The sequence below is a fragment of the Kitasatospora aureofaciens genome, assembly GCF_019192735.1.
GTDB classification, from domain to species: domain Bacteria; phylum Actinomycetota; class Actinomycetes; order Streptomycetales; family Streptomycetaceae; genus Kitasatospora; species Kitasatospora aureofaciens_A.
The window spans coordinates 115103-136709 of record NZ_JAHTKP010000007.1 but is presented as its reverse complement, the minus strand read 5'-3'; the positions used below and the strand labels follow the sequence as shown (position 1 = coordinate 136709).

Here is a 21607-nt window from a genome sequence, read left to right as displayed (position 1 = left end):
CGGCCGGGAAGTCCCGCCCGGGGCGCATGCGAAGATTTGCACCGTGAGCGAGACTACGGCAGACACCACGGCGGCCACCCCCGACGGCCGGACCACCCCCGCGCGCCGCGGCGCCGCGCACGACTCCGCGTTCCTGCGCGCCTGCCGGCACGAGCCGGTGCCGCACACCCCCGTGTGGTTCATGCGCCAGGCCGGCCGCTCGCTGCCCGAGTACCTGAAGGTCCGCGAGGGCATCCCCATGCTGGAGTCCTGCATGCGGCCCGAGCTGGTCAAGGAGATCACCCTGCAGCCGGTCCGCCGGCACAAGGTGGACGCGGCAATCTTCTTCAGCGACATCGTGGTGCCGCTCAAGGCCGTCGGCATCGACGTCGAGATCAAGCCGAACGTCGGCCCGGTCATCGCCGACCCGATCCGCACCTTCGAGGACCTCCAGCGGCTGCGCCCGCTGGAGCCGGACGACGTCCCCTACATCACCGAGGCCGTCGGCCTGCTCGTCGACGAGCTCGGCGGGACCCCGCTGATCGGCTTCGCCGGCGCCCCGTACACCCTCGCCAGCTACCTGGTCGAGGGCGGGCCGTCCAAGAACCACGAGAACACCAAGGCCATGATGTACGGCCAGCCCGAGCTGTGGGCGGCCCTGGTCGACCGGCTCGCCGACATCACCTCCGCGTTCCTGAAGGTGCAGATCGAGGCCGGCGCCTCGGCGATCCAGCTGTTCGACTCCTGGGTCGGCTCGCTCGCCCCCGACGACTACCGCCGCTCGGTCATGCCGGCCAGCACCAAGGTCTTCGACGCCGTCGCCCACTACGGCGTGCCGCGAATCCACTTCGGCGTCGGCACCGGCGAACTGCTCGGCCTGATGGGCCAGGCCGGCGCGGACATCGTCGGCGTCGACTGGCGGGTGCCGCTGAACGTCGCCGCCGACCGGGTCGGCCCCGGCAAGGGCCTGCAGGGCAACCTCGACCCGGCCGTGCTGTTCGCGCCCACCAAGGTCGTCGAGACCAAGGCCCGCGAGGTGCTGCACGCCGCCCAGGCGCTCGGCGACAGCGGCCACATCTTCAACCTCGGCCACGGCGTGCTGCCCAGCATGGACCCGGACGCACTCAGCCGGCTCGTCGCCTTCGTGCACGAGGCCAGCGCGCGCTGACCCCGAGGTCGTGTCCGAGGCCGGGCGGCGCTCCGCCACCCGGCCTCCACCTCGATCCGTACCCGCCAAGATCGGTTCCATACCACACCCCCGAAGCAGCGGCTCTCCGCGCCCCGGAACTCGCTATCGTGGGACCATGAGCGAGCTGCCGGACTGGATGTACGCGCCCAGAGACGAGGGCTGGTTTGCCGACGACCTCGACCACCTGCCGCAGGCGCCGCGGCACACGGAACTGATCGATGGAGCACTGGTCTTCATGATGTCCCCGCAGCGCTGGTGGCACGGCGAGGTTGTCGACAACCTGAAGATCGCGCTGCTGGCCCAGGTACCGACAGGTACCAGGGTGGGGCGGGAGATGTCGATCAAGCTCGACAAGCGGAACCGCCCCGAGCCCGACGTTCTCGTCGTCAAGGCCGAATTCGAGGGGAGGCGCACGCAGTTCACGCCCGACGAGGTCTTGCTCGCCGTCGAGGTCGTCTCGCCGGAGTCCGCACACCGCGACCGTAGGGTCAAGATCCGCAAGTACGCCGAGGCCGGGATCCCGCACTACTGGGTGGTCGAGGAGGAAGAGGGCGGCCAGCCGGCCGTACATGTCTACGAGTTGGACCAAGCGACCTCTACGTACGCGCCCGCCGGGATCTTCCGGGGCACGCTGGAACGGCCGGTGCCGTTTCCGATCATGATCGACCTGAATGCACTGGCGGGTTGAGGCATTCGTGTAAGGACCTGCGAGACTGCGGGCATGTCGGATGCACATGTCGTCGTCATCGGTGGCGGGATCGCGGGGCTGGCTGCGGCTGCCTTTCTGAGCGGGGCGGCCGGGGGGCCGGCGCGGGCGCGGGTGACGTTGGTGGAGGCGTCGGCGCGGGTCGGCGGGAAGCTGTACGGGGGAGAGGTCGGCGGGGTCCGGGTGGATCTCGGGGCCGAGTCGATGCTCGCGCGCAGGCCGGAGGCGGTGGAGCTGGCGCGGGCGGTCGGGCTGGGGGGCGAGCTGGAGCCGCCGACCACCGCGAAGGCGGCGATCTGGACGCGGGGCGCGCTGCGCCCGCTGCCGGGTGGGCAGGTGATGGGCGTCCCGGGTGATCTGGACGCGCTGGCGGCCTCGGGGGTGCTGACCGCCGAGGGGCTGGAGCGGGTCCGGCACGAGGGCGTCACCGAGGTCGGCGAGGACGTGGCGATCGGGCGGTACGTCGCCGACCGGCTGGGCCGCGAGGTGGTGGACCGGCTGGTGGAGCCGCTGCTGGGCGGTGTCTACGCCGGGCACGCCGACGAGATCTCGCTGCGCGCCGCCGTGCCGCAGTTGCTGCCGATCGCGCGGGGCGGCGGTTCGCTGGTTAAAGGGGTGCACGAGCTGGCCTCGCGCCCGACGGTCGTCGGCACGCCGGTGTTCCAGGGGCTGCGCGGCGGCCTCGGCACCCTGCCGGAGGCCGTCGCCGCGGCCTGCGTGAAGGCGGGTGTGGACCTGCGCACCGGGACGTCCGTCGACGAGCTGCGCCGCACGCCCGAGGGCTGGCGCGTGGTGACCGGCGGCGGGGAGGTGCTGGCGGCGGACGCCGTCGTGCTGGCCGTCCCGGCGCCGGCCGCGGCCCGGCTGCTGCGCGCGGACGTGCCGGCGGCCGCCGCCGAGCTGGACGCCGTCGAGTACGCGGGCATGGCGCTGGTGACCCTGGCATTCCGGCGGGCCGACCTGCCGGAGCCGCCGAAGGGCAGCGGCTTCCTGGTGCCGCCGGTGGACGGGCGGCAGATCAAGGCGTCGACCTTCTCCTCCAACAAGTGGGGCTGGCTGGAGCGCTCCGCCCCGGACGCGTTCCTGCTGCGCACCTCGCTGGGCCGGTACCGCGAGGACGAGGCGCTGGACCTGCCGGACGAGGAGCTGGTGGCCCGCTCGCTGGCCGACCTCGGCGAGGCGATCGGGCTGACCGCGCGGCCGTACGACACCGCCGTCTCCCGCTTCCGGGCCGGCCTGCCGCAGTACCCGGTGGGCCACCTGGACCGGGTGGCCCGGGTGCGGGCGGCGGTCGCCGAGGCGGGCGGGCTGGCGCTGTGCGGCGCCGCGTACGAGGGCGTGGGGATCCCGGCGTGCATCGCCTCCGCGGCCACCGCCGTGGCGGCGATCGACAAACTGTTGACCCCGGCGACCGGGGAAGGTTCCACGGAGAGGACAATGGGCGCATGACTGAGACCGTTGAGCGGCAGCCGGAGCAGCAGCCCGAGAAGAAGAAGGCGCGCGACCTGAACCAGGTCATCCGCTACACCATGTGGTCGGTGTTCAAGCTCAAGGGCGCCCTGCCCGAGGACCGCACCGCCCTGGCCGCCGAGGTGGACGAGCTGTTCGCGCAGCTGGCGGCGAAGGACGTGACCGTGCGCGGCACGTACGACGTGTCCGGTCTGCGCGCGGACGCCGACATCATGGTCTGGTGGCACGCCGCCGACTCGGACGACCTGCAGGAGGCGTACAACCGCTTCCGCCGTACCGGCCTGGGCCGTCAGCTGGAGCCGGTCTGGTCGAACATGGCGCTGCACCGCCCGGCCGAGTTCAACAAGTCGCACATCCCGGCGTTCCTCGCCGACGAGCGCCCGCGCGACTACGTCTGCGTGTACCCGTTCGTCCGCTCCTACGAGTGGTACCTGCTGCCGGACGCCGAGCGGCGCGCGATGCTCGCCGAGCACGGCCAGATGGCCCGCGGTTACCCGGACGTGCGGGCCAACACGGTCGCCTCGTTCGCGCTCGGCGACTACGAGTGGCTGCTCGCGTTCGAGGCCGACGAGCTGCACCGCATCGTCGACCTGATGCGCGACCTGCGCCCGTCCCGCGCCCGTCTCCACGTGCGCGAGGAGGTCCCGTTCTTCACGGGCCGCCGCAAGCCGGTCAGCGAGCTGCTCAACGGCCTGGCCTGACGCGGGACATCCGCGAACGGGGTCCGCTTCGGCGGGCCCCGTTTCGCGTTTCAGGTGCGGTGGGGACGGAGGGCGGCGCGGAGGCGGGCGTCGGGGAGGGCGGCGGGGCCGTTCATGGCGACGGCGGTGAGGAGTTCGCGCTCCTCGTCATCGGCGAGGCCGCGCTGGCGGGCGGGGCGGACCTCGCGGAGGACCTCCTGGCCGATCGGGGAGGCCCACCGGGTGTACGGGTAGACGTCGACGCGGGCCATCAGCAGGGTGCCGGAGGTGAGCACCAGCGGCAGCGAGAACCAGGCGAGCGGGGCGAGGGCGTCGCCGTCGGTGAAGCAGCCGACGGCGAGGGCGGCGGCCAGCAGCAGGACGGACAGCAGCAGCGCGTGCCGGACCTGGCGGACCACCACGACGGTGTTGCGCTGCACCAGCGCCGGGGTGGCCAGGCCGGCCAGCGAGAGCCGGGCGCCGATCTCCAGGACGGTGGGGTGCTCGCCCATCGCGCGGCGCAGGTCGTCGGTGCGGCACTGGCCGTCGGGGCCGACGGTGGCGATGATCGCGCGTTCCAGCCGGCTGCGGCCCTTGGGGTCGACGACGGTCGTCCAGCCGGTGTGCGCGAGGTGGAGCCGGCCCCGGCCGGCCATCAGGACGAGGGTGAGTTCGACCACCCGGTCCGGGCCGCCGGCCAGGTAGGCCGTCTCGTAGAGCCCGATGCCGACGGCCTCCGGCGGGCGCGGCCCGTCCTGCCCGGCGAGGGCGTCGGCGGCGGCGGTCATCCGGACCAGCCGGAGACAGGAGAGCACCGCCGCGACGCACGCCGGTATCAGGAACAGCAACCACATGGGCTTGTTGTATGCCGCCGCCGACGGCCCGGGGAACGGCTTCCCGGTCCGCGATACCGAACTGTGACGTCGGGGAGGTCAGGAACCACAGCTGCTGCCGCAGCTGGAGCCGCAGCTCGAACCGCAGCTGGAGGACGAGCCGCAGCTGTGGGAGGACGAGCCGCAGCTGTGCGAGGACGAGCTGCAGCTGTGTGACGACGAGGAGCCGCAGCCGGAGGACGAGCCGCAGCCGGAGGACGTCCCGGAGTCGGAGGACCCGCCGCACCAGGACGCGGAGCCGCCGCACGAGGACGAGCTCGACGAGCAGGACGACGAGCTCACGTACGTCGACGAGTCCGAGCCCGAGGAGGAGGCGCCGAACGCCCCCTTCATCGCCGCCTGTTGGGCCGCCGCCCCCATCAGCGCCTCCTGCAGCTCGTCGTTCGCGAGCTCCGCCCCGGCGACGGCCAGTCCGCCGATCGCGATCGCGCCGAGCAGCGCGCCGCCGGTCGCCCGCGGGTACAGGCCGGCGGGCGGGGTCCACGGCTTGCCGGTGTCCATCAGCGAGAGCTGGCGCTGCCCGGCCGGGGTGATCCGGCCCTTGGGCGGGCGGGTGGCGAGCAGGGTGATCAGGCCGACGGCGAACAGGACCACCGGGATCCATGCGGACGGGCGGTCGCCGCGGCCGTCGTCCAGCAGGGCGCCCAGGACGACGAAGACGAGCACGGCGAGCATCGCGAACCAGAGCAGCCGGCGGGCCTTCCGGGCGGCCCGCAGCCGGCCGGGGTGGCGCATCAGGCCGCGGTCGGCGAGGTCGTCGCCGAGCGCCTGGACGGCGGGGGAGCGCATCACGTCCGCGCGCAGGGCGGCGACGCTGCGGCTCTTGGCCGGGCCGACCGCGTCCATGATCGCCTGGTCGACGGCGTCGTGCGGCTTGTCGTGGGTGAGGGTGACCGTGCCGCCCCGGCTGACCACCGCGCGCTCGGCCAGGTGCATCCGCACCAGGGCGGTGTCGAAGACCCGGCCCGGGCCGCCGGACAGGAACGCGGCGCTGAGCAGCGAGAGGCCGCGGCCGGGCAGGCCCTTGGGGTGGGCGACGTGCTTGACCCGCCGTGCGGTGTGCTCCGCGTACAGGACGGCGGCCACCACGAGTGCGGTGGGGATGAGGAAGTAGGTGTTGTGCCACATGGGCGGATTCCCCCGAGGTGTGCGTGAAGGTTCTAGCGCCGCAGGGCCCGGCGCAGCCGGGCGAGCCGGCTCGGTGTCCGGGCGGGCGCCGGGTGGAGCCACTGCTCCAGGGCCCGGCGCTGGTCGGCGGCGAGCGGACGGCCGTGGGTGAGCACCCACGCGGCGAAGGCGCGGGCGTCGGCGCGGTAGCCGTCGGTCTGCGGGTGGGTGCGGGCGTAGGCGAGGAAGAGTGGCCCGTACCGCGGCCCGAGCAGGTGGGGCAGCTCGGGCGCGACCCGGGCGACGGTGTCCCGCCGCTTGGCGGCGAGGCCGGTGGACTGGGCGCGGACCTGCGCCGGGTCGAAACCGGGCGGGACGGGCCCGCCGGCCACCAGGGCGGCCAGCAACTCCTCCTGGCGGCGCGCCAGTTCAGCGCGAGCTGTGGCCAGGTCCCGGTCTTCCGTGCGGCGGTCCGTCATGCGCGGGTGCTCCCCTCCAGCACCCGGCGGATGGCGTCCAGCTCACCGGCCAGTTCGGTGGGCGGCGGGAAGTCGGCGTCCCGTTCGAGCAGGACGCCGGGCGGTGCGACCCGCGCGCAGAGTTCGGCCAGGACCTCCAGCACCGGTTCGGTGACGGGGTGGGCGTGGGTGTCGTGCCACACGCCGTCGACCATGGTGCCGCCCGCGACGTGCACGTAGGCGAGTGCCTCCAGCGGCAGGCGGTCGAGTTCGGCGGCCGGGTCGAGGCCGAGGTTGACCCGGTTGGTGTGCAGGTTGGCGACGTCGACGAGCAGCCGGACGCCGGTGCGCTCGACGAGTTCGGCGAGGAACTGGCCCTCGGTCAGCTCGTCGTCCGGCCAGGCCAGCTGGGCGGCGATGTTCTCCAGCGCGAGCGGTACCGGGAGCTGGTCCTGGGCGATCCGGACGTTCTCGGCGATCACCCGCAGCGCGTCCCACGAGTGCGGCACGGGCAGCAGGTGGCCGGCCTCCAGGCCGCCGGCCCGGACGAACGCCAGGTGCTCGGTGACCAGCGGCGAGCCGAGCGCGGTGGCCGTCCCGGCGAGCCGGGCGAGCCGGTCCGGGTCGGGCCGGTCGGCGCCGCCGAGGCCGAGCGAGACGCCGTGCGGGACGACGGTGACGCCGCGGGCGCGGAGCACCTGCAGGGACGCGGGCAGGTGGTCGGCGCAGACGTTCTCCGCGACGACCTCGACCCAGTCCAGGCCGGGCTGGCGCTCCACCACGGTGTCGATCTCGCTGCGCCAGCCGAGGCCGACGCCGAGGCGTGTCGGGGCAGTCGGGGCGACGGCACCGGTGGCCGCCCGCGCGGGCAGGTTCAGTGCAGGGGAAGTCATCGGTACGCCCCCTTCGGAGGGCTGGGTGGGAGGCCGTCGGGTGGTGCGGGCGCCGTCGCCGGGACCGCCCGTGGGCCGTGTTGCTGAGGATGTCCCCGGGCGGGGTGGCTGCCAAGCCTCACCCGGTCTTCTCAGAGCATTATTTGAGCTTGTCGGTCCGGTCGTGAGGGACTTTAATCCCCTGCCGGAGGCATCACTGCAGGTGGGGTCCCTGGTGCGGAGGGAAATTCGGAGGCGGCCCCGGCCCGGGAGCCGTTAGCGTGCGCACCCATGACGACGACACTGACGGTCCGTGACTTCCGCCCCGACGACGCCGAGGCCGCCGTGGCCGCCCACCGGGCCGGGCGCGAGCACCTGGTGATGACCGCCGAGACGCTGGTCTGGCTGAACACCCTGGAGCTGCCGGGCGAGCACTTCCGCACGTTCGTCGCCGAGTTGGACGGCCGGGTGGTCGGCTCCGTGCGCTGCGCGATGGCGGTCGGGACGACGACCGTGGGCGTCGGCTACGCCAACGGCAGCGTCCTGCCGGAGTTCCGGCGGCGCGGCGCGTTCACCGGCCTGCTCGCGGCGGCCGAGCGGCATCTCGCCGAGCACGGCGCCACCGAGGTGCACAGTTGGGTGGACGACGCGCCCGGATCGCCGGCCTTCGCGCGGGCCCGGGGCTTCGCGATCGGGCGGGCAGGGCAGTTCTCCGCGCGGGACCTGACGCTCCCGCTGCCGGAGGAGCCCGTGCGGCCGGCCGGCGTCGAGCTGCGTCCGGCGGGCGACTGGGCGGCGGACCCGCGCCCGCTGTTCGTGGTCGACGAGGACGCGAGCCGCGACGAGCCCGGCGAGGTGGTGCTGGACGCCGCCGAGTTCGAGGACTGGCGGCGGGGCGTGTGGAGCCGACCGGACCTGGACCGGGCGCTCTCCGTGGTGGCCGTGGTGGACGGCGAACCGGCCGCGTTCAGCCTGGTGCACACGGACGGCGTGGACCGCTACTGGTCCGCGTTCACCGCCTGCCGCCGGGAGTTCCGCGGCCGCGGCCTGGCCAAGCTGGCCAAGCTGGAGTCGCTGCGGCTCGCTGCGGCGGCCGGCTACCGGAACGCGTACACCAGCAACGACACCACCAACGCGCCGATGCTGGCGGTCAACGCGTGGCTGGGGTACGAGCGCTGCGCGGGGGAGTTCAAGGGCATCAAGCCGCTGACGATCACCTGACGGGCTGCCGACCGGTGGTCGGCGGAGGGCTCTGACCCGAATCCGCAGGTAGTGGCGGCCGGCGGTAGCTGATACGACGGCAGGTGTCCGTGCCGGTTTGAGATGATCGAGGTTCTCTACGCCTGATCGCTCTACCAGCAAGGACACCTGCCAGGTGAACAAGATATCGCGTCGCCGTACCGCCTTCCGCACGCCCGGTAGGCGCTGGACCCGGCTGAACGCCCAGCTGGGCGGAGTGGACGGGTCACTGACCGAGAACGGCGGCCTGATGCTGGTCGCGGAACTGGACCGGGCGCTGGGCGTCACCGCCGCACTGGATTTGGCGGTCGGCCCGGTCAAGGCACGTGAGCGGGGACTTTCGGGCGGGGAGTTCGCACTGGCCATGGCTGCGGTGCAGCTGACCGGCGAGGACCACCTGGTTGGCTTCGACCGGTTGCGGGCGGATGTGGTCGGTGAGGGTCTGCTGCCCGCGCCCGTCCCGCCGTCCACGACGGCCGCCACGCTCGCCGCCCGGTTCGATCAGGTCCGGCGCGAGGGTGTCGAGCGGGCCTGCGCGCAGGTCACTGCCCGTGCGCTGGCCGCGCTCCCGGTGGGCGAGCGGGCCCGGGTCCTGGCCGGGCGGGTGACGATCGACCTGGACGCGAAGGACGTCGAGGTCTACTCGACCCGCAAGGAGCAGGTCATCCGTTCCTACAAGGGCGAGGTCTCGGGGCGGGTGCACGCGGCGCACTGGGGCCGGGCCGGCACGGTGCTGGTCGCCGACCTCCTGGACGGCCGCTCGGACGGCCGCACCCACGCCCCCGGCCAGATCGACCGGGCGGTGGACGCCGTGCGTACGGCCGGAGCCACCGGTCCAGTCCTGTTCCAGGGCGATACGGGTTACTACGCCGGGAAGGTCGCCGAGAAGATCACGGTTCGCGGATGCCTGTTCCGGCTCGGCGTCCCGCGCAGCCAGCCTCTGTGGCGGGCGGTTGCCGCCGTGCACGAGGACGACTGGATCGAGGCCCTGGACTACCCGACCGCGCAGGTCGCCGCGCTGGACTACGCCCCGCCGGGCTGGCCCGAGGGCACCCGCGTGATCGCCCGCCGGGTGCGCTACGAGGCCGCCGCCCTGTCCGCCGACCCGCGCTCGCGCCGCTCGCGCACCGTCGGCAAGGACCAGCTCGCCCTGGTCCTGGAGGGCCTGGAGGAACAGGCATACGCCTACTCGTTCATCGCCACCAACGAGGAGTTGGACCTGGATGAGGAGATCGCGGCGGCGGAGTGGGAGTTCCGCCGCCGCACCAGGATCGAGGAACTGTTTCGCGACACCGCCCACGGCGCCGGGCTCAACCATCTCCCCTCGGCCTCGCACACGGTCAACAGCATGTGGATGTGGGGCGCGCTGCTGGCCTACAACCTGTCCGCCTGGCTGCAGATGCTCGCCCCCATCGGCACCGCCCGCCGCCGCATCGCCACCGTGCGACGGCTGCTGATCCGCCGCGCCGCCCGCTGGACCACGACCGCCCGCCGCCACGAGCTCCACTTCACCGCCGCAGCGGCCGAATTGATCGCCCAGGCACTGGCCCGCATCCGCACCCACCGCGACCTCCAGCCCGCCTGACCGACCCGCCCGACCGGCCCCGAACCACCCCGCCACCGCCCTGGAAAGCCGCCCACCCGGCACGACAGCCGGGCCGCTGGCCTACCCGGGACACACCACAACGCCACCAACGGCCAGCACAGAGATCAACTGACTAGCCGTCGGCCATTACCTGCGGATTCGGGTCAGAATGTTCCGGATATTTTACCGAATTCAGGATCCTGCAATCGAGGATTGCAGGATCCTGCCGTTCCTCCGGACTGTTCCCCGGCGCCGCCGGTTCGGCAGCGTAGCGTAACCGGCGGAATTCCCCAGCCAGTTCACCATGGTGGTGCGAATTCTCGGGAGTGTTACGCCGCCATGCTCCCTGGCGCATGGACACAAAGGAGAGACTGTTGAACAAGCTCATCAAGATCGCTGCCCCGGCCCTGGGCGCAATCGCCCTGATCGGTGCGGTGCAGGGGACTGCGCAGGCCTCGACCTCGGCGACGGCTCAGGCGGTGCCGAGCTGCGTCACCTACACCAACCTCGACTACTGGATGGACTACGCGAAGGCCAAGGTGACCAATGGCTGTTCCACGACCCAGAGTTTCAAGCTCGTCTACAACTTCGACCTCGGCACCTACCAGCCGTACGGATGCCTGACTCTCGCTCCCGGCCAGAGCCAGGACCTGTTCGTCTTCGACCCCGGCTTCGCCAACCTGCCGATGCTCAAGGGGCTCACCACCTGCTGATGCGCATTCGCTCCAGCCGCGAGTCCGGCGTACCGGGCTCGCGGCCGGAGCGGTGTCCCCGACCGTTCGAGGGGTCCACGTGCTGTCCCGCTCGCTGAGACGATTGGTCTCGACCAGGGGGCGCGAAAGTGGACGGTTCGGGAGGTTCCGGGGCAGGAGCTCTCGACGAGCACAACGGTTTTGCCCCGCTCCTGACACATCGTCGGCATAATCGCGCCCATGACGATCAACCGCGCCAACGTGAGCGCGATCGCCGAGGACCTCTACGTGTGGCTCCCCCCGAAGCGGGGCTGGGGCCTGGCCAACTGCGGGCTGCTGGCCTCGGCGACCACCGCGCTCTGGATCGACACCCCGTACGACCCCGCGCTGGCCTCGGAGTTCCTCGCCGCGAGCCGCCGGCTGCTGGCCGACGGCGTCACCGTCGACCGGGTGATCGTCACGCACGCCAACGGCGACCACCTGTGGGGCGCCGGCGTCGTCCCGGAGGCCGAGGTCATCTCCACCCGCGAGGCGCTGGAGCACATCCACTACGAGCCCACCCCCAAGCAGCAGCACGCGCTCGTCTCGGGCGGCGACCCGGACTCCCCGCTCGGCAGCTACCTCCAGGAGCACTTCGGCGGGTTCGACTGGTCCGACACCGAGCCGGTGCACCCGGACACCGTCTTCACCGGCGAGCTGGAGCTGACGGTGGGGGAGCACCCGGTCCAGCTGACCAGCCTGCCCTCGGCCCACACCGGCGGCGACCTGATCGTCCATCTGCCGCGCCAGAGCGTTGTGTTCGCCGGTGACGTGATCTTCGGCTCGACGCCCGAGCAGCCCGGCGACCACCCGTCGCACTGGGCGGGTCCGCTGGAGAACATCATCGCCGCCTGCGAGCGGATCCTGGACACCGGCGCCGAGATCATCGTCCCCGGCCACGGCCCGGTCCTCGACCGCGACGGCGTCCGCGCCCACATCGCGTACCTCGAGTACGTCCGGGAGCGCGCGCACGCCCTGCACGCCGCCGGGATACCCGCGCTGGACGCCGCCCGGCGGGTGATCGCCGAGCAGCGCCACCCCGAACTCGGCCTGCCCGAGCGGCTGGTGCTCACCGTCGCGGCCGAGTACCGGCACCTGGACGGCAGCGAGGCGCCGAACGTCCTGGAGGCGATGAGCCAGGTCGCCCTGGTCGCCCGCGAGCTCGCCGAGGACGCCGCCCACGCCCGGCGCCTCTTCCCCGACGTCGGCTACTCGGTCTGACCGCGGCCCGTCCGAGCCGAACACGCCAGACACCCGCCCACAGCGAGGACATCCGAGGACACCGATGACGCAGATCGCGCTGATCGCCCTGGCGCTGGTCGCCGCCGTGACGGCGGGCGTGCTGGCCCGCGGCCGGACCCGGGCCGTCACCCGGGCGGTGGCCGCCGAGACCGCCCGGACGCACGGCGACGAGCGCGCCCGCGCCGCCGAGGGCCGGCTGGCCCGTGCCGAACGGATGCTGCACGAGGCGGCGACCGCCGCCCGGGAGGCCGCCGACGACGCCGAGCACCGCTACCGGGCCGCCGAGGAACGCACCCGCGAGGCCGAGCAGCGCGCCCGCGCCGCCGAGGACGCCGCCCGCGAGGCGCACGACGCGGTCCGGGAAGCGCAGGACGCCCATCGCGCCGCCGACGGGCGCACCGCCGCCGCCGACACCCGGGCCGCCGAGGCCGAGCGCCGGCTCGCCGCCGCAGAGGAGCACGCCACCGCGCTGCTCGCCGAGATCTGTCACCTCGCCGAGGAGCGGGTGCAGGCCACGGCGGTACGGCTCAGCCACGCCAACGCCCCAGTGGCGGGCCCGCTGGCCGCGCCGGCCGTCGGCCCGGAGGCCGTCGCGGCGCTCCAGGCCGTGCTGGACGCCACCGCCGCGGCTGTCACCGAGGAGCGCGAGCGGGTCGATGCCGCGGCCCGGGCCGCCATGCGCGGCGCCACCTCCAAGATCCAGACGCTGCTCTACCAGATCCAGAGCCTGGTCCAGCAGCTCCAGGACGACAACGACGATCCCCGGCTGCTGGAGGTCGACTTCCGCAACGAGGTCGCGCTGCGCCGGATCCAGACCATCGCCGTGCTCTGCGAGGCCTGGCCGGGCCTGGCCCGCACCGACTCCCCGCTCGCCGAGGTGGTCGTCGGCGCGCTCTCCCGGGTGCCCGGCTACGCCCGGATCAAGGTCGCAAACCACCTGCGGGAGCAGCGCCTCGCCGTGGTCGCCCGGGCCGCCGAGCCGCTCGCCATCACCGTCGCCGAACTGCTCGCCAACGCCACCGCCTACTCGCACCCGGAGACCGACATCCCGGTCACCGTCCAGCAGGGCGGCCGCGGCGCGCTGGTGATCATCGACGACAGCGGCATCGGCATGGACGCCGACCAGCTGCGCCGGGCCCGCCGGCTGCTGGCCGGCCCGCCCGAGGTGCTGCTCACCGAGCTCGGCAACCCGCCCAAGACCGGCTTCGCGGTGATCGGCAAGCTGACCCGCCAGTACGGCTTCTCCTGCCACATCGAACCCTCGCCGTACGGCGGCATGCGGACCATCCTGCGCATCCCGGCCGCGCTGGTGACCATCGTCGGCGACGAGCAGCCGCTGTCGGTGCTCACCCCGCTGCCGCTGCGGGCCGGCGCCGGACCGGCCCCCGCGCCCACCGTCCAGGCCGTCCCGCCGATGCGCGACGCCGACGAGGACGGCGGAGTGCCGCCGCTCGCCGACCGGCACCACCAGCCGGGCCCGCACCCGGCGCCCGCCATGCACGTCGTGCCGGCCGGCACCACCGGACGGCCCGCCGGCGCCGGACGACCCGACGACGGCAGCGGCCTGCCCAGCCGGCGCCGCCGGCAGCCGCTGGCCGCACCGGAGGCCGGGACCGCCGACGCGCCCGCCCGTACCGCCGAGCACCGGCAGGCCGAGGCGGCCACGCCGTCCGCCCGGACGCCCGAGCGGGCCGCCGCCCACTGGCGCGCCCTCCAGCAGGGCACCGGCGACGGCCGGGCCGCCGTGGCGGAGGCCGCCCGCGAAACCGGAGCCGCCCGCGAGACCGGTGTCCACACCACCGGCACAGCCGCCGACACCGGCCACCGCCCCGCCGCCCAGACCTCCGAAGGAGCCGAGCAGTGAGCAGCACGCCCAGCCCGACCGCCACCGACGAGATCTCGTGGGTGCTGACCCCGCTGCTGCAGCTCCCGGGGGTGCTGCACGCGGTCATCGCCACCGGGGACGGCCTCGTCGAGGGCGCCTCGGACGGCCTCGGCCGCGCCTCCGCCGAGCGGGTCGCCGCGATGACCGCCACCGTGCACGCCGCCGCCCGCGCCTTCACCACCGCGTTCACCGACACCGACCGGCCCCGGCTGGCCCAGACCGTGGTCGAGTCCGACCTCGGCTACGCCATCGTCGTCCCGGCCGGGGAGAACACCTCGCTCGCCGTGTTCACCACGCCCGACGCCCAACTCGGCAACGTGGCCTACCAGATGCAGGTCCAGGTCGCCGCCCTGGGCCGCGCGCTCGCCAGCCCGGCCCGGCAGCCGGACGGCACCGCCCGGTCATGACCGCCGTACCCCGCAGGCGGATGGTGCCCGCCTACCTGGCCACCGGCGGCCGCAGCCGCCCCAACACCCCCGGCTTCGAGCGGCTGACCGTGCTGTACGCGGTCGGTGCCGAACCGCCGCAGGGGCTGGAACACGAACACGGACGGCTCTGGGAGCTGCTGCGCCCCGGCGCGCTGACCGTGGTGGAGGCCGCCGCGCACCTGCGCCTGCCGGTCAGCGCCACCGTCTTCCTCGCGGCCGATCTGGTCGAGGCGGGCTGCCTGAACGCCCGCGCGCCGATCCCGCGCGCCCAGCAGACCGACCGCTCCATCGTCGAGAGGCTCCTCGTTGGACTCCGCACGCTCCGGTAGCCCGGGCCCCGGCGGCCCGGCCGACCGGCCCGGCCGGGTGGGCTACCTGCCCGACCGGGACCAGACGCTGATGAAGCTCGTGGTGGCCGGCCCGTTCGGGGTCGGCAAGACGACGCTCATCCGCACCCTCTCGGAGATCGCCACCCTGCACACCGAGGAGGCGATGACCGAGACCGGCCGCCCGGTCGACGACCTCGCCGACCTACCGGAGAAGACCACCACCACGGTCGCCGTCGACTTCGGCCGGCTGACCCTGCCCGGCAACGTGGTGCTCTACATGTTCGGCACCCCCGGCCAGCGCCGCTTCTTCCCGCTCTGGCAGGACATCGCCCGCGGCGCGCTCGGCGCCCTGGTGCTCGCCGACACCCGCCGGCTGGCCGACTCCTTCGAGATCATGGACATGGTCGAGGAGCAGGGCCTGCCCTACGCGGTGGCCGTCAACTGCTTCCCGGACGCGCCGGCGCACTCGGTCGACGTCCTGCGCGCCCACCTCGACCTGCACCCCGCCACCCCACTGGTGCTCTGCGACGCCCGCGAGCGCGGCGCCAGCCTCGACGCGCTGATCGCGCTCACCGAGCACGTCCTGGACGGCCTGCCCGCCGGCCCCGACGCCCCGGACGTCACTGACGCCCCTGATGCCTCCGACGCCGCCGTCGCCCTGGAGCAGCCGTGACCACCGAGACCCGACCGACCCCGATCTACGGCCCGGTCTTCGCCGCCGACCCGCACCTGGTCTACGACCGGCTGCGCCGCTACGGCGCGATCGCCCCGGTGGAGCTCGCGCCCGGCGTCGAGGCCCTGCTGGTCACCGACTACCAGGCCGCGCTCGACCTCCTGCGCGACACCGACACCTTCTCCAAGGACTCCCGCGCCTGGCAGCAGACCGTCCCGCCGGACTCCCCGCTCCTGGTGGTGCTCGGCTACCGTCCGACCGCCCTGTTCAGCGACGGCGACGTGCACGACCGCTACCGCGCGGTGATCACCGACGGCCTCGCCCTGCTCGAACCGCACGTGCTGCAGCGCCGGGTGGCCGAGGTGGCCCACCAGCTGATCGACCGCTTCGAGGCGGCCGGCACCGCCGACCTGATCGCCGAGTACGCCCGCCAGCTGCCGGTGTTCGTCTTCAACACGTGGTTCGGCGTGCCCGAGGAGCACAGCGCCCGGCTGGTGGCCGGCATCTCCCGGATGATCGAGTCCACCGAGAAGGCCGTCGCCGCGTACGGGGACCTCCTCGCCGTGGTCACCGCCATGGTCGCCGAGCGCCGCGAGCGCCCCCGGCACGACCTCGCCTCCTGGTTCGTCACCCACCCGGCCGGGCTGGACGACGACGAGGTGATCCGGCAGATCACCCTCACCATGATCGCCGGGCACGAGCCGACCACCAACCTGATCGGCAACGCCCTGCTGCGCCTGCTCACCGACGCCCGCTACGCCGGCTCGCTGTTCGGTGGCGCGATGACGGCCTACCAGGCGATCGACGAAGTGCTGTGGCACGAGCCGCCGTTGGCCAACCTCTCCGCCCACTACCCGCGGTACGACATCACCTTCCACGGCCGCGAGATCAAGGCCGGCTCGCTGCTGCTGGTCTCCTACGCGGCGGCCAACTCCCAGGCCGCGCCGCCGACCGACGGCCCCGAGCTGCGCAGCGGCGAGAGCGCCCACCTGGCCTGGGCGGCCGGCCCGCACGCCTGCCCGGCCCGGGATCCGGCGCTGCTGATCGCGATCACCGCGATCGAGCAGCTGACCAGCCGCCTGAGCGATCTCGAACTCGCCCTGCCGACCGAGGAGTTGCTCTGGCGCCCGGGTCCGTTCCACCGCGCCCTGGTGCACCTCCCGGTCCGCTTCGCGCCGGTCGTCTGAGCGCGCACGAAGGCCCGGGCATCCCACCACGGATGCCCGGGCCCTCTTCGCCGGATGATCAGCCCTCGATCGGCTTCAGCGTCAGCGAGATGCTGTTGATGCAGTAGCGCTGGTCCGTCGGCGTGCCGTACCCCTCGCCCTCGAACACGTGGCCCAGGTGCCCGCCGCAGCGCGCGCAGCGCACCTCGACCCGGCGCATGCCGAGCGTGGTGTCCTCGATGTACTCGACCCGGTCCTCGGCCAGCGGCGCGTAGTACGAGGGCCAGCCGCAGTGGCTGTCGAACTTGGTCTCGGAGCTGAACAGCTCCGCCCCGCAGGCCCGGCAGCTGTAGACGCCGACGGTCTTGGTGTCGGTGTACTCACCGGCGAACGGACGCTCGGTGCCCGCCTCGCGGAGGACGTGGTACTCCTGCGGGGAAAGCTCGGCCCGCCACTCGGCCTCGGTCTTCTCGATCTCGTAGCTCATCACGGCTCCCGGTCGGCGAACGTCAGACGTTGGAAGCAACGTTGGCGACGTGCTTCAGAATTTCTGGACCGAGGTTGGTGACGTCACCCGCGCCCATGGTGAGCAGCAGGTCGCCCGGGCGGGCCAGGCCGGCCAGCACGGCGGGGGCGGCGGCGAAGTCGTGCTCGGCGGTGACGTCGGCGCCGGCCCGGCGGGCCGCGTGGATGATCAGCTCGCTGGTCACGCCCGGGATCGGGTCCTCGCGGGCCGGGTAGATGTCCAGCACCACCGAGGCGTCGGCCAGCGCGAGCGCCTGCCCCATCTCCTCGGCGAGCTGCTGGGTGCGGCTGAACAGGTGGGGCTGGAAGACCACCAGGACGCGGCCCTCGGCCGCCTCGCGGATCGCCTCCAGGTCGGCGGCCATCTCGGTCGGGTGGTGGGCGTAGGAGTCGATCACCTGGACGCCGCCCGCCTCGCCCTTGAGCTGGAGCCGGCGGCGCACCCCGGTGTAGGCGCCGAGCGCCTTGGCCAGGTCGGCGGCCGGGACGCCCAGTGCGACGCCGGCGGCCAGCGCGGCGACCGCGTTGTGCGCGTAGTGCCGGCCGGGCACCGAGACGGTGAAGGACAGCTCGGCGCCGTCCAGCAGGACGGTGACCTCGCTGGTCATGCCGCGGGCGACGACCGACAGGACGCGCAGGTCGGCGTCCTCGGCGGCGCCGACGGTGACCACGTGGAGGCCCTCGCGGGCGGCCACCCGGGCGGTCAGCTCGCGGGCGCCGTCGTGGTCGGCGGAGACCACCAGGGTGCCGCCGGGGGTGATGCGGCCGACGAAGGTCTCGAAGGACTCGTAGATCTCGTCGATCGAGGCGTAGTTGGCGTGGTGGTCCAGCTCCACGTTGAGCACGATCGCCACCTCGGGCGCGTACTTGTGGAAGCTGCGGTCGCTCTCGTCGGCCTCGGCGACGAAGATCTCGCCGGTGCCGTGCTGGGCGTTGGAGCCGGGCGCGTCGAGGTCGCCGCCGATCGCGTAGGACGGGTCCAGGCCCAGCTCGCCGAGGGCGACGGCGAGCATGCTGGTGGTGGTGGTCTTGCCGTGGGTGCCGGCCACGGCCAGCGCCCGGCGCCCGCCCATCAGCGCGGCCAGCGCGTCCGAGCGGTGCACCACCGGGATGCCGCGCTCGCGGGCGGCGGCCAGCTCCGGGTTGTCGGCGCGGATCGCGCTGGAGACGACCACGCTGCTGGTGCCGTCCGGCACGTGCTCGGCGGCGTGGCCGACGTGCACCGTCGCGCCGAGGGCGCGCAGCGCGAGGACGGTCTCGGACTCCTTGGAGTCGCTGCCGGAGACGCTGGCGCCGCGCACCGCGAGGATCTTCGCCAGGCCGGACATCCCGGCGCCGCCGATGCCGATGAAGTGCGGGGCGTGCAGGTCGTGCGCGGCGTCGTTCAAGGCGGGGCTCCGTAGGGGCGGGGGCTGGAAAAGGATCGGCGGACCAGATGCGAATCGTCCTCGCGGGCGGACCGCAAGGACGATTCTGCACCACGGCGGGCCCGGCTCAGGAGTCGCTGGCGAACAGCCGCAGCACCGGGACGCCCACCTTGTGCCGGGCCTGGGAGGCCCAGTCGCGGTGGAAGAACTCCTCCACGAAGTGCGGGGAGGTGAGCACCACCACCTCGTCCGCCTCCTGGTCCTGGACCACCGCGCGCAGCCGGTCCAGGGGCTTCTCCTCGACCAGCTCGCCGACCGCCTCGGCCCCGGCCTCGCGCAGGTGGCGCAGGCTGTGTTCGAGCGATTCGGTCGCCACCGTCGGCCCGGTCTCGGACTCGTCGTGCTCGTGCACCACCTTGTCGAGGTGGCCGAGGGCGACGTCGTCCAGCGCCCGCAGCAGCTCGTCCTGCTTGCCGCGCGGCTGCATCAGGACGACGAAGGAGACCTTCTCGTCGCTGTGGAGCGTGGTGACGAGCTCCACATCCGCGTCGGAGAGAGCCTTTTCGATCATCAGTACCGTCTTGAACACGTGAGTCCCTTCCAGTGGCCGGCCCCCGGGCCCCGGCATCGCATAACGGGATCACGACCCGGGGGTCACGGGGTCATCCGGACGCAGGTGACGCAGGTAACGGGTGAAGAGGAATCCTTTCTGCTCGATCAATGAGACCAGCCGCATCCGCTGCACGTCAGGCATTTCCGCATCGTGGATGATGCGCGGCGCGTCGCCGCCCGTGATCAACGGGGCCAGCGACAGGCACAACTCGTCCAGCAGACCCGCCGCCGCCAGCTGTCCCAGCAGCCGCGGGCCGCCCTCGCTCAGCAACCGCGTCCAGCCCCGCTCCACCAGTGCGGCGACGCCCGCCCGCAGGTCCACCGAGCCCTCCCCGGCGAGGACCAGGTCGGCCACCTCGGCCACCGCCCGGCGGCGCTCGGCCGGGGCGTCCGCGGTGGTGATCACCACCGTCCTGACCGGCGGCTCGGCGAACAGCGGCGCGCTCAGGTCCAGCGTCAGCGACCGGCTCACGATCGCGATCGCCGGGGCCGGGGCCTGCCCGGCCGCCGCCCGCGCCGCCGCGAACTCGGCCCGGGCCCGGGCAGGGCGGTAGCCCTCCGCGCGGACCGTCTCGGCACCGACCAGCACCACGTCCGACAGCGCGCGCAGCACCCCGAAGATCCGCTTGTCGGCGTCCCCGGAGAGGCCCTCGGACAGACCGTCGAGCTTCGCCCCGCCGTCCAGGCCGGCCACCATGTTCGCGCGCAGCCAGGGGCGGCCCCGATTCACCTGGTCGGGGTACGCGTAGACGGCCGCGAGCGATTCCAGTGAGGCCGGGTCGGCGATCGGCTCGGTCAGCGGGCTGATCAACTGTTGCATACCGCCAGTCTTCCACCGGCGGCCGTCCTGAGCGGGCGGGGACCAGGCGTACCCTCTACTAACGTGCCCGCAGCTCCCCGCCCCGCCATCGCGACCGAGTCCATAGCCACCGCGAGCGCGGTCGGCTCCCCGATCGCCCTCACCGACCGTCGCCCCGTCGTGCCCGCCGAGCGGCTCGTCGCCGAGATGGTGCCGCCGCCCCGGTTCGCCGACGTGAGCTTCGGGACGTACCTTCCGGACCCGACCCAGCCCAGCCAGTACGAGGCCGTCCAGGTCCTGGAGCAGTTCGCCGGCACCCTCGGCGGAGGAAACGGTTCTGCGCCCAAGCGCAGCTGGTTCCGCCGCTCCGCCCCCGCGCCCACCGGCCCGGCCGGCGTCTACCTCGACGGCGGCTACGGCGTCGGCAAGACCCACCTGCTCGCCTCGCTCTGGCACGCCGCGCCCGGCCCCAAGGCCTTCGGCACCTTCGTCGAGCTGACCAACCTGGTCGGCGCGCTCGGCTTCCAGCAGGCCGTCCGGACCCTCTCCGGGCACACGCTGCTCTGCATCGACGAGTTCGAGCTCGACGACCCGGGCGACACCGTCCTGGTCTCCACCCTGCTCGGCCGCCTGGTCGACGCCGGCGTCAAGCTGTGCGCCACCTCCAACACCCTGCCGGAGAAGCTCGGCGAGGGCCGCTTCGCCGCCGCCGACTTCCTGCGCGAGATCCAGGGCCTGTCCGCGCACTTCCGCCCGATGCGGATCGACGGCCAGGACTACCGCCACCGCGGCCTCCCGGACGCCCCGCCGCCCTACCCCGACGAGACCGTCGACGCCGTTGCCGCCCGCACCCCCGGCGCCTCCCTCGACGACTTCGACGCCCTGCTCGCCCACCTCTCCGCCGTCCACCCCAGCCGCTACGGCGCCCTCCTGGACGACGTCACCGCCGTCTGCCTGCGCGACGTCCGCCAGGTCGACGACCAGTCCACCGCCCTGCGCCTGGTCGTCCTCGCCGACCGCATGTACGACCGCGAGCTCCCCATCACCGCCTCCGGCCTCCCCTTCGACCAGGTCTTCCCCGAGGACATGCTCCGCGGCGGCTACCGCAAGAAGTACCTCCGCGCCGTCTCCCGCCTCGTCGCCCTGGCCCGCGACAGCGAGAAGCTCGGGCTCGGGTGAACGTCTTCGAGGGCGGGGGCCACGAGCTGGAGCTGAGGAACGGTGCCACCGAGGTGCTGGTCGAGGTCCTGATGCTCGCGGTCACCGCCCTGGCCCGCGAGGACTGGGACTACGCCTTCGCCGCCGAACTCGCCCGCCAGGACCAGAACCTGATGGGCCGCGGGGTGGTGGGCCTGCGCCTGGAGGACCTGGACTGGGGTCCCGACCCGGAGCGGGGCCGCGCCTTCGCCCTGGCCGTCGTCGACCTGGCCCTCACCCGCCACCGCTGGGACGAACTCGGCTACGACCCGCCGTACGCCGAGGGCTACCTGCGGACCTTCCGCCTGATGGTCGAGGCCACCCGCCCGGCCCCCGTCCCCCCGGCGGACCCCACGGACATCATGGCCGCCTCCTGCATCCGCCACCGCGTCCTCACCCCCCTCGCCTGGTACCCCGCCTGCGTCCTCTGCGGCCGAGGCTGAGCCCGTAACCTCCGCCCCGATCAGGCGTTGCT

The 21607-nt window shown here is 73.5% G+C and carries 21 protein-coding genes and 1 pseudogene; 15 read left to right on the top strand and 7 right to left on the bottom strand.

The genetic code is table 11. The annotated features are described in order from the left end of the window. The first annotated feature begins 133 nt into the window (after positions 1–133). From hemE to hemQ, 4 genes are all read left to right on the top strand, one after another. Positions 134–1147, top strand: a complete 1014-nt coding sequence (gene hemE / locus KV557_RS10555) for a uroporphyrinogen decarboxylase (protein ID WP_256177220.1) — start codon at positions 134–136, stop codon at positions 1145–1147. A 136-nt stretch (positions 1148–1283) separates the two neighbouring features. Next, positions 1284–1856 carry a Uma2 family endonuclease gene (locus KV557_RS10550; protein WP_218199550.1) on the top strand — a complete coding sequence of 191 codons (573 nt, stop codon included), beginning with the start codon at positions 1284–1286 and terminating at the stop codon, positions 1854–1856. A gap of 33 nt (positions 1857–1889) precedes the next feature. Continuing rightward, on the top strand, positions 1890–3323 hold the full coding sequence (gene hemG, locus KV557_RS10545) for a protoporphyrinogen oxidase (protein WP_218199549.1): 1434 nt from the start codon (positions 1890–1892) through the stop codon (positions 3321–3323). Beyond that, a complete protein-coding gene (gene hemQ, locus KV557_RS10540; protein WP_218199548.1) occupies positions 3320–4045 on the top strand; it encodes a hydrogen peroxide-dependent heme synthase in 726 nt (241 codons plus the stop codon). The genes hemG and hemQ overlap by 4 nt, the downstream gene beginning before the upstream one ends. Before the next feature lie 50 nt (positions 4046–4095). Here hemQ and KV557_RS10535 read toward each other — a convergent pair whose 3' ends face one another. From KV557_RS10535 to KV557_RS10525, 3 genes and pseudogenes are all read right to left on the bottom strand, one after another. Continuing rightward, on the bottom strand, positions 4096–4878 hold the full coding sequence (locus KV557_RS10535; protein ID WP_218199547.1) for a TIGR04222 domain-containing membrane protein: 783 nt from the start codon (positions 4876–4878) through the stop codon (positions 4096–4098). Positions 4879–4956: 78 nt separating this feature from the next. Next, positions 4957–6045 carry a TIGR04222 domain-containing membrane protein gene (locus KV557_RS10530; protein WP_218199546.1) on the bottom strand — a complete coding sequence of 363 codons (1089 nt, stop codon included), beginning with the start codon at positions 6043–6045 and terminating at the stop codon, positions 4957–4959. Between the two features lie 32 nt (positions 6046–6077). Then, positions 6078–7354, bottom strand: a pseudogene (locus tag KV557_RS10525) (DUF692 domain-containing protein). Between the two features lie 291 nt (positions 7355–7645). Between KV557_RS10525 and KV557_RS10520 the strand changes: the two are divergent. From KV557_RS10520 to KV557_RS10480, 9 genes are all read left to right on the top strand, one after another. Next, on the top strand, positions 7646–8575 hold the full coding sequence (locus tag KV557_RS10520; protein ID WP_218199545.1) for a GNAT family N-acetyltransferase: 930 nt from the start codon (positions 7646–7648) through the stop codon (positions 8573–8575). Between the two features lie 154 nt (positions 8576–8729). Beyond that, the gene (locus KV557_RS10515) at positions 8730–10178 is read left to right on the top strand and encodes an IS1380 family transposase (RefSeq protein WP_218199544.1); all 1449 of its coding nucleotides are present in this window, start codon (positions 8730–8732) and stop codon (positions 10176–10178) included. Positions 10179–10552: 374 nt separating this feature from the next. Then, complete coding sequence (locus KV557_RS10510; protein WP_218199543.1) at positions 10553–10891, top strand: hypothetical protein; 339 nt, start codon at positions 10553–10555, stop codon at positions 10889–10891. Between the two features lie 219 nt (positions 10892–11110). Further along, positions 11111–12130, top strand: a complete 1020-nt coding sequence (locus tag KV557_RS10505; RefSeq protein WP_218199542.1) for an MBL fold metallo-hydrolase — start codon at positions 11111–11113, stop codon at positions 12128–12130. Positions 12131–12194: 64 nt separating this feature from the next. Further along, positions 12195–14015, top strand: coding sequence for an ATP-binding protein (locus KV557_RS10500; RefSeq protein WP_218199541.1), 1821 nt, complete (start codon positions 12195–12197; stop codon positions 14013–14015). Next, complete coding sequence (locus tag KV557_RS10495) at positions 14012–14443, top strand: roadblock/LC7 domain-containing protein (RefSeq protein WP_218199540.1); 432 nt, start codon at positions 14012–14014, stop codon at positions 14441–14443. The genes KV557_RS10500 and KV557_RS10495 overlap by 4 nt, the downstream gene beginning before the upstream one ends. Then, positions 14440–14793, top strand: coding sequence for a DUF742 domain-containing protein (locus tag KV557_RS10490; RefSeq protein ID WP_218199539.1), 354 nt, complete (start codon positions 14440–14442; stop codon positions 14791–14793). Before KV557_RS10495 ends, KV557_RS10490 begins: the two co-directional genes overlap by 4 nt. Next, entirely contained in the window at positions 14771–15466 is a 696-nt protein-coding gene (locus tag KV557_RS10485) for a GTP-binding protein (protein WP_374106611.1), read from the top strand. The genes KV557_RS10490 and KV557_RS10485 overlap by 23 nt, the downstream gene beginning before the upstream one ends. Continuing rightward, complete coding sequence (locus KV557_RS10480; protein ID WP_218199538.1) at positions 15463–16653, top strand: cytochrome P450; 1191 nt, start codon at positions 15463–15465, stop codon at positions 16651–16653. The genes KV557_RS10485 and KV557_RS10480 overlap by 4 nt, the downstream gene beginning before the upstream one ends. A 58-nt stretch (positions 16654–16711) precedes the next feature. Here the strand turns inward: KV557_RS10480 and msrB are convergent, their stop codons facing one another. From msrB to KV557_RS10460, 4 genes are all read right to left on the bottom strand, one after another. Then, entirely contained in the window at positions 16712–17119 is a 408-nt protein-coding gene (gene msrB / locus KV557_RS10475; RefSeq protein WP_218199537.1) for a peptide-methionine (R)-S-oxide reductase MsrB, read from the bottom strand. A gap of 22 nt (positions 17120–17141) precedes the next feature. Next, positions 17142–18524, bottom strand: coding sequence for a UDP-N-acetylmuramate--L-alanine ligase (gene murC / locus KV557_RS10470; RefSeq protein WP_218199639.1), 1383 nt, complete (start codon positions 18522–18524; stop codon positions 17142–17144). A gap of 127 nt (positions 18525–18651) precedes the next feature. Continuing rightward, positions 18652–19113: an indole-3-glycerol phosphate synthase gene (locus KV557_RS10465; RefSeq protein ID WP_218199536.1), complete on the bottom strand. Its 462-nt coding sequence runs from the start codon at positions 19111–19113 to the stop codon at positions 18652–18654. Positions 19114–19164: 51 nt separating this feature from the next. Beyond that, on the bottom strand, positions 19165–19956 hold the full coding sequence (locus KV557_RS10460) for a pyrimidine reductase family protein (RefSeq protein WP_218199535.1): 792 nt from the start codon (positions 19954–19956) through the stop codon (positions 19165–19167). A gap of 87 nt (positions 19957–20043) precedes the next feature. Between KV557_RS10460 and zapE the strand changes: the two genes are divergently transcribed. Both zapE and KV557_RS10450 read left to right on the top strand, forming a co-directional pair. Beyond that, complete coding sequence (zapE, locus tag KV557_RS10455) at positions 20044–21114, top strand: cell division protein ZapE (protein ID WP_218199638.1); 1071 nt, start codon at positions 20044–20046, stop codon at positions 21112–21114. Beyond that, on the top strand, positions 21111–21575 hold the full coding sequence (locus KV557_RS10450) for a hypothetical protein (RefSeq protein WP_218199534.1): 465 nt from the start codon (positions 21111–21113) through the stop codon (positions 21573–21575). The genes zapE and KV557_RS10450 overlap by 4 nt, the downstream gene beginning before the upstream one ends. The last annotated feature ends 32 nt before the right edge of the window (positions 21576–21607 follow it).

Coding starts and splice junctions, on each gene's coding strand:
- KV557_RS10550 (WP_218199550.1), top strand. CDS start 1,284: ATGAGCGAGCTGCCGGACTGGATGTACGCGCCCAGAGACGAGGGCTGG.
- hemG (WP_218199549.1), top strand. CDS start 1,890: ATGTCGGATGCACATGTCGTCGTCATCGGTGGCGGGATCGCGGGGCTG.
- hemQ (WP_218199548.1), top strand. CDS start 3,320: ATGACTGAGACCGTTGAGCGGCAGCCGGAGCAGCAGCCCGAGAAGAAG.
- KV557_RS10535 (WP_218199547.1), bottom strand. CDS start 4,878: ATGTGGTTGCTGTTCCTGATACCGGCGTGCGTCGCGGCGGTGCTCTCC.
- KV557_RS10530 (WP_218199546.1), bottom strand. CDS start 6,045: ATGTGGCACAACACCTACTTCCTCATCCCCACCGCACTCGTGGTGGCC.
- KV557_RS10520 (WP_218199545.1), top strand. CDS start 7,646: ATGACGACGACACTGACGGTCCGTGACTTCCGCCCCGACGACGCCGAG.
- KV557_RS10505 (WP_218199542.1), top strand. CDS start 11,111: ATGACGATCAACCGCGCCAACGTGAGCGCGATCGCCGAGGACCTCTAC.
- KV557_RS10500 (WP_218199541.1), top strand. CDS start 12,195: ATGACGCAGATCGCGCTGATCGCCCTGGCGCTGGTCGCCGCCGTGACG.
- KV557_RS10490 (WP_218199539.1), top strand. CDS start 14,440: ATGACCGCCGTACCCCGCAGGCGGATGGTGCCCGCCTACCTGGCCACC.
- msrB (WP_218199537.1), bottom strand. CDS start 17,119: ATGAGCTACGAGATCGAGAAGACCGAGGCCGAGTGGCGGGCCGAGCTT.
- KV557_RS10460 (WP_218199535.1), bottom strand. CDS start 19,956: ATGCAACAGTTGATCAGCCCGCTGACCGAGCCGATCGCCGACCCGGCC.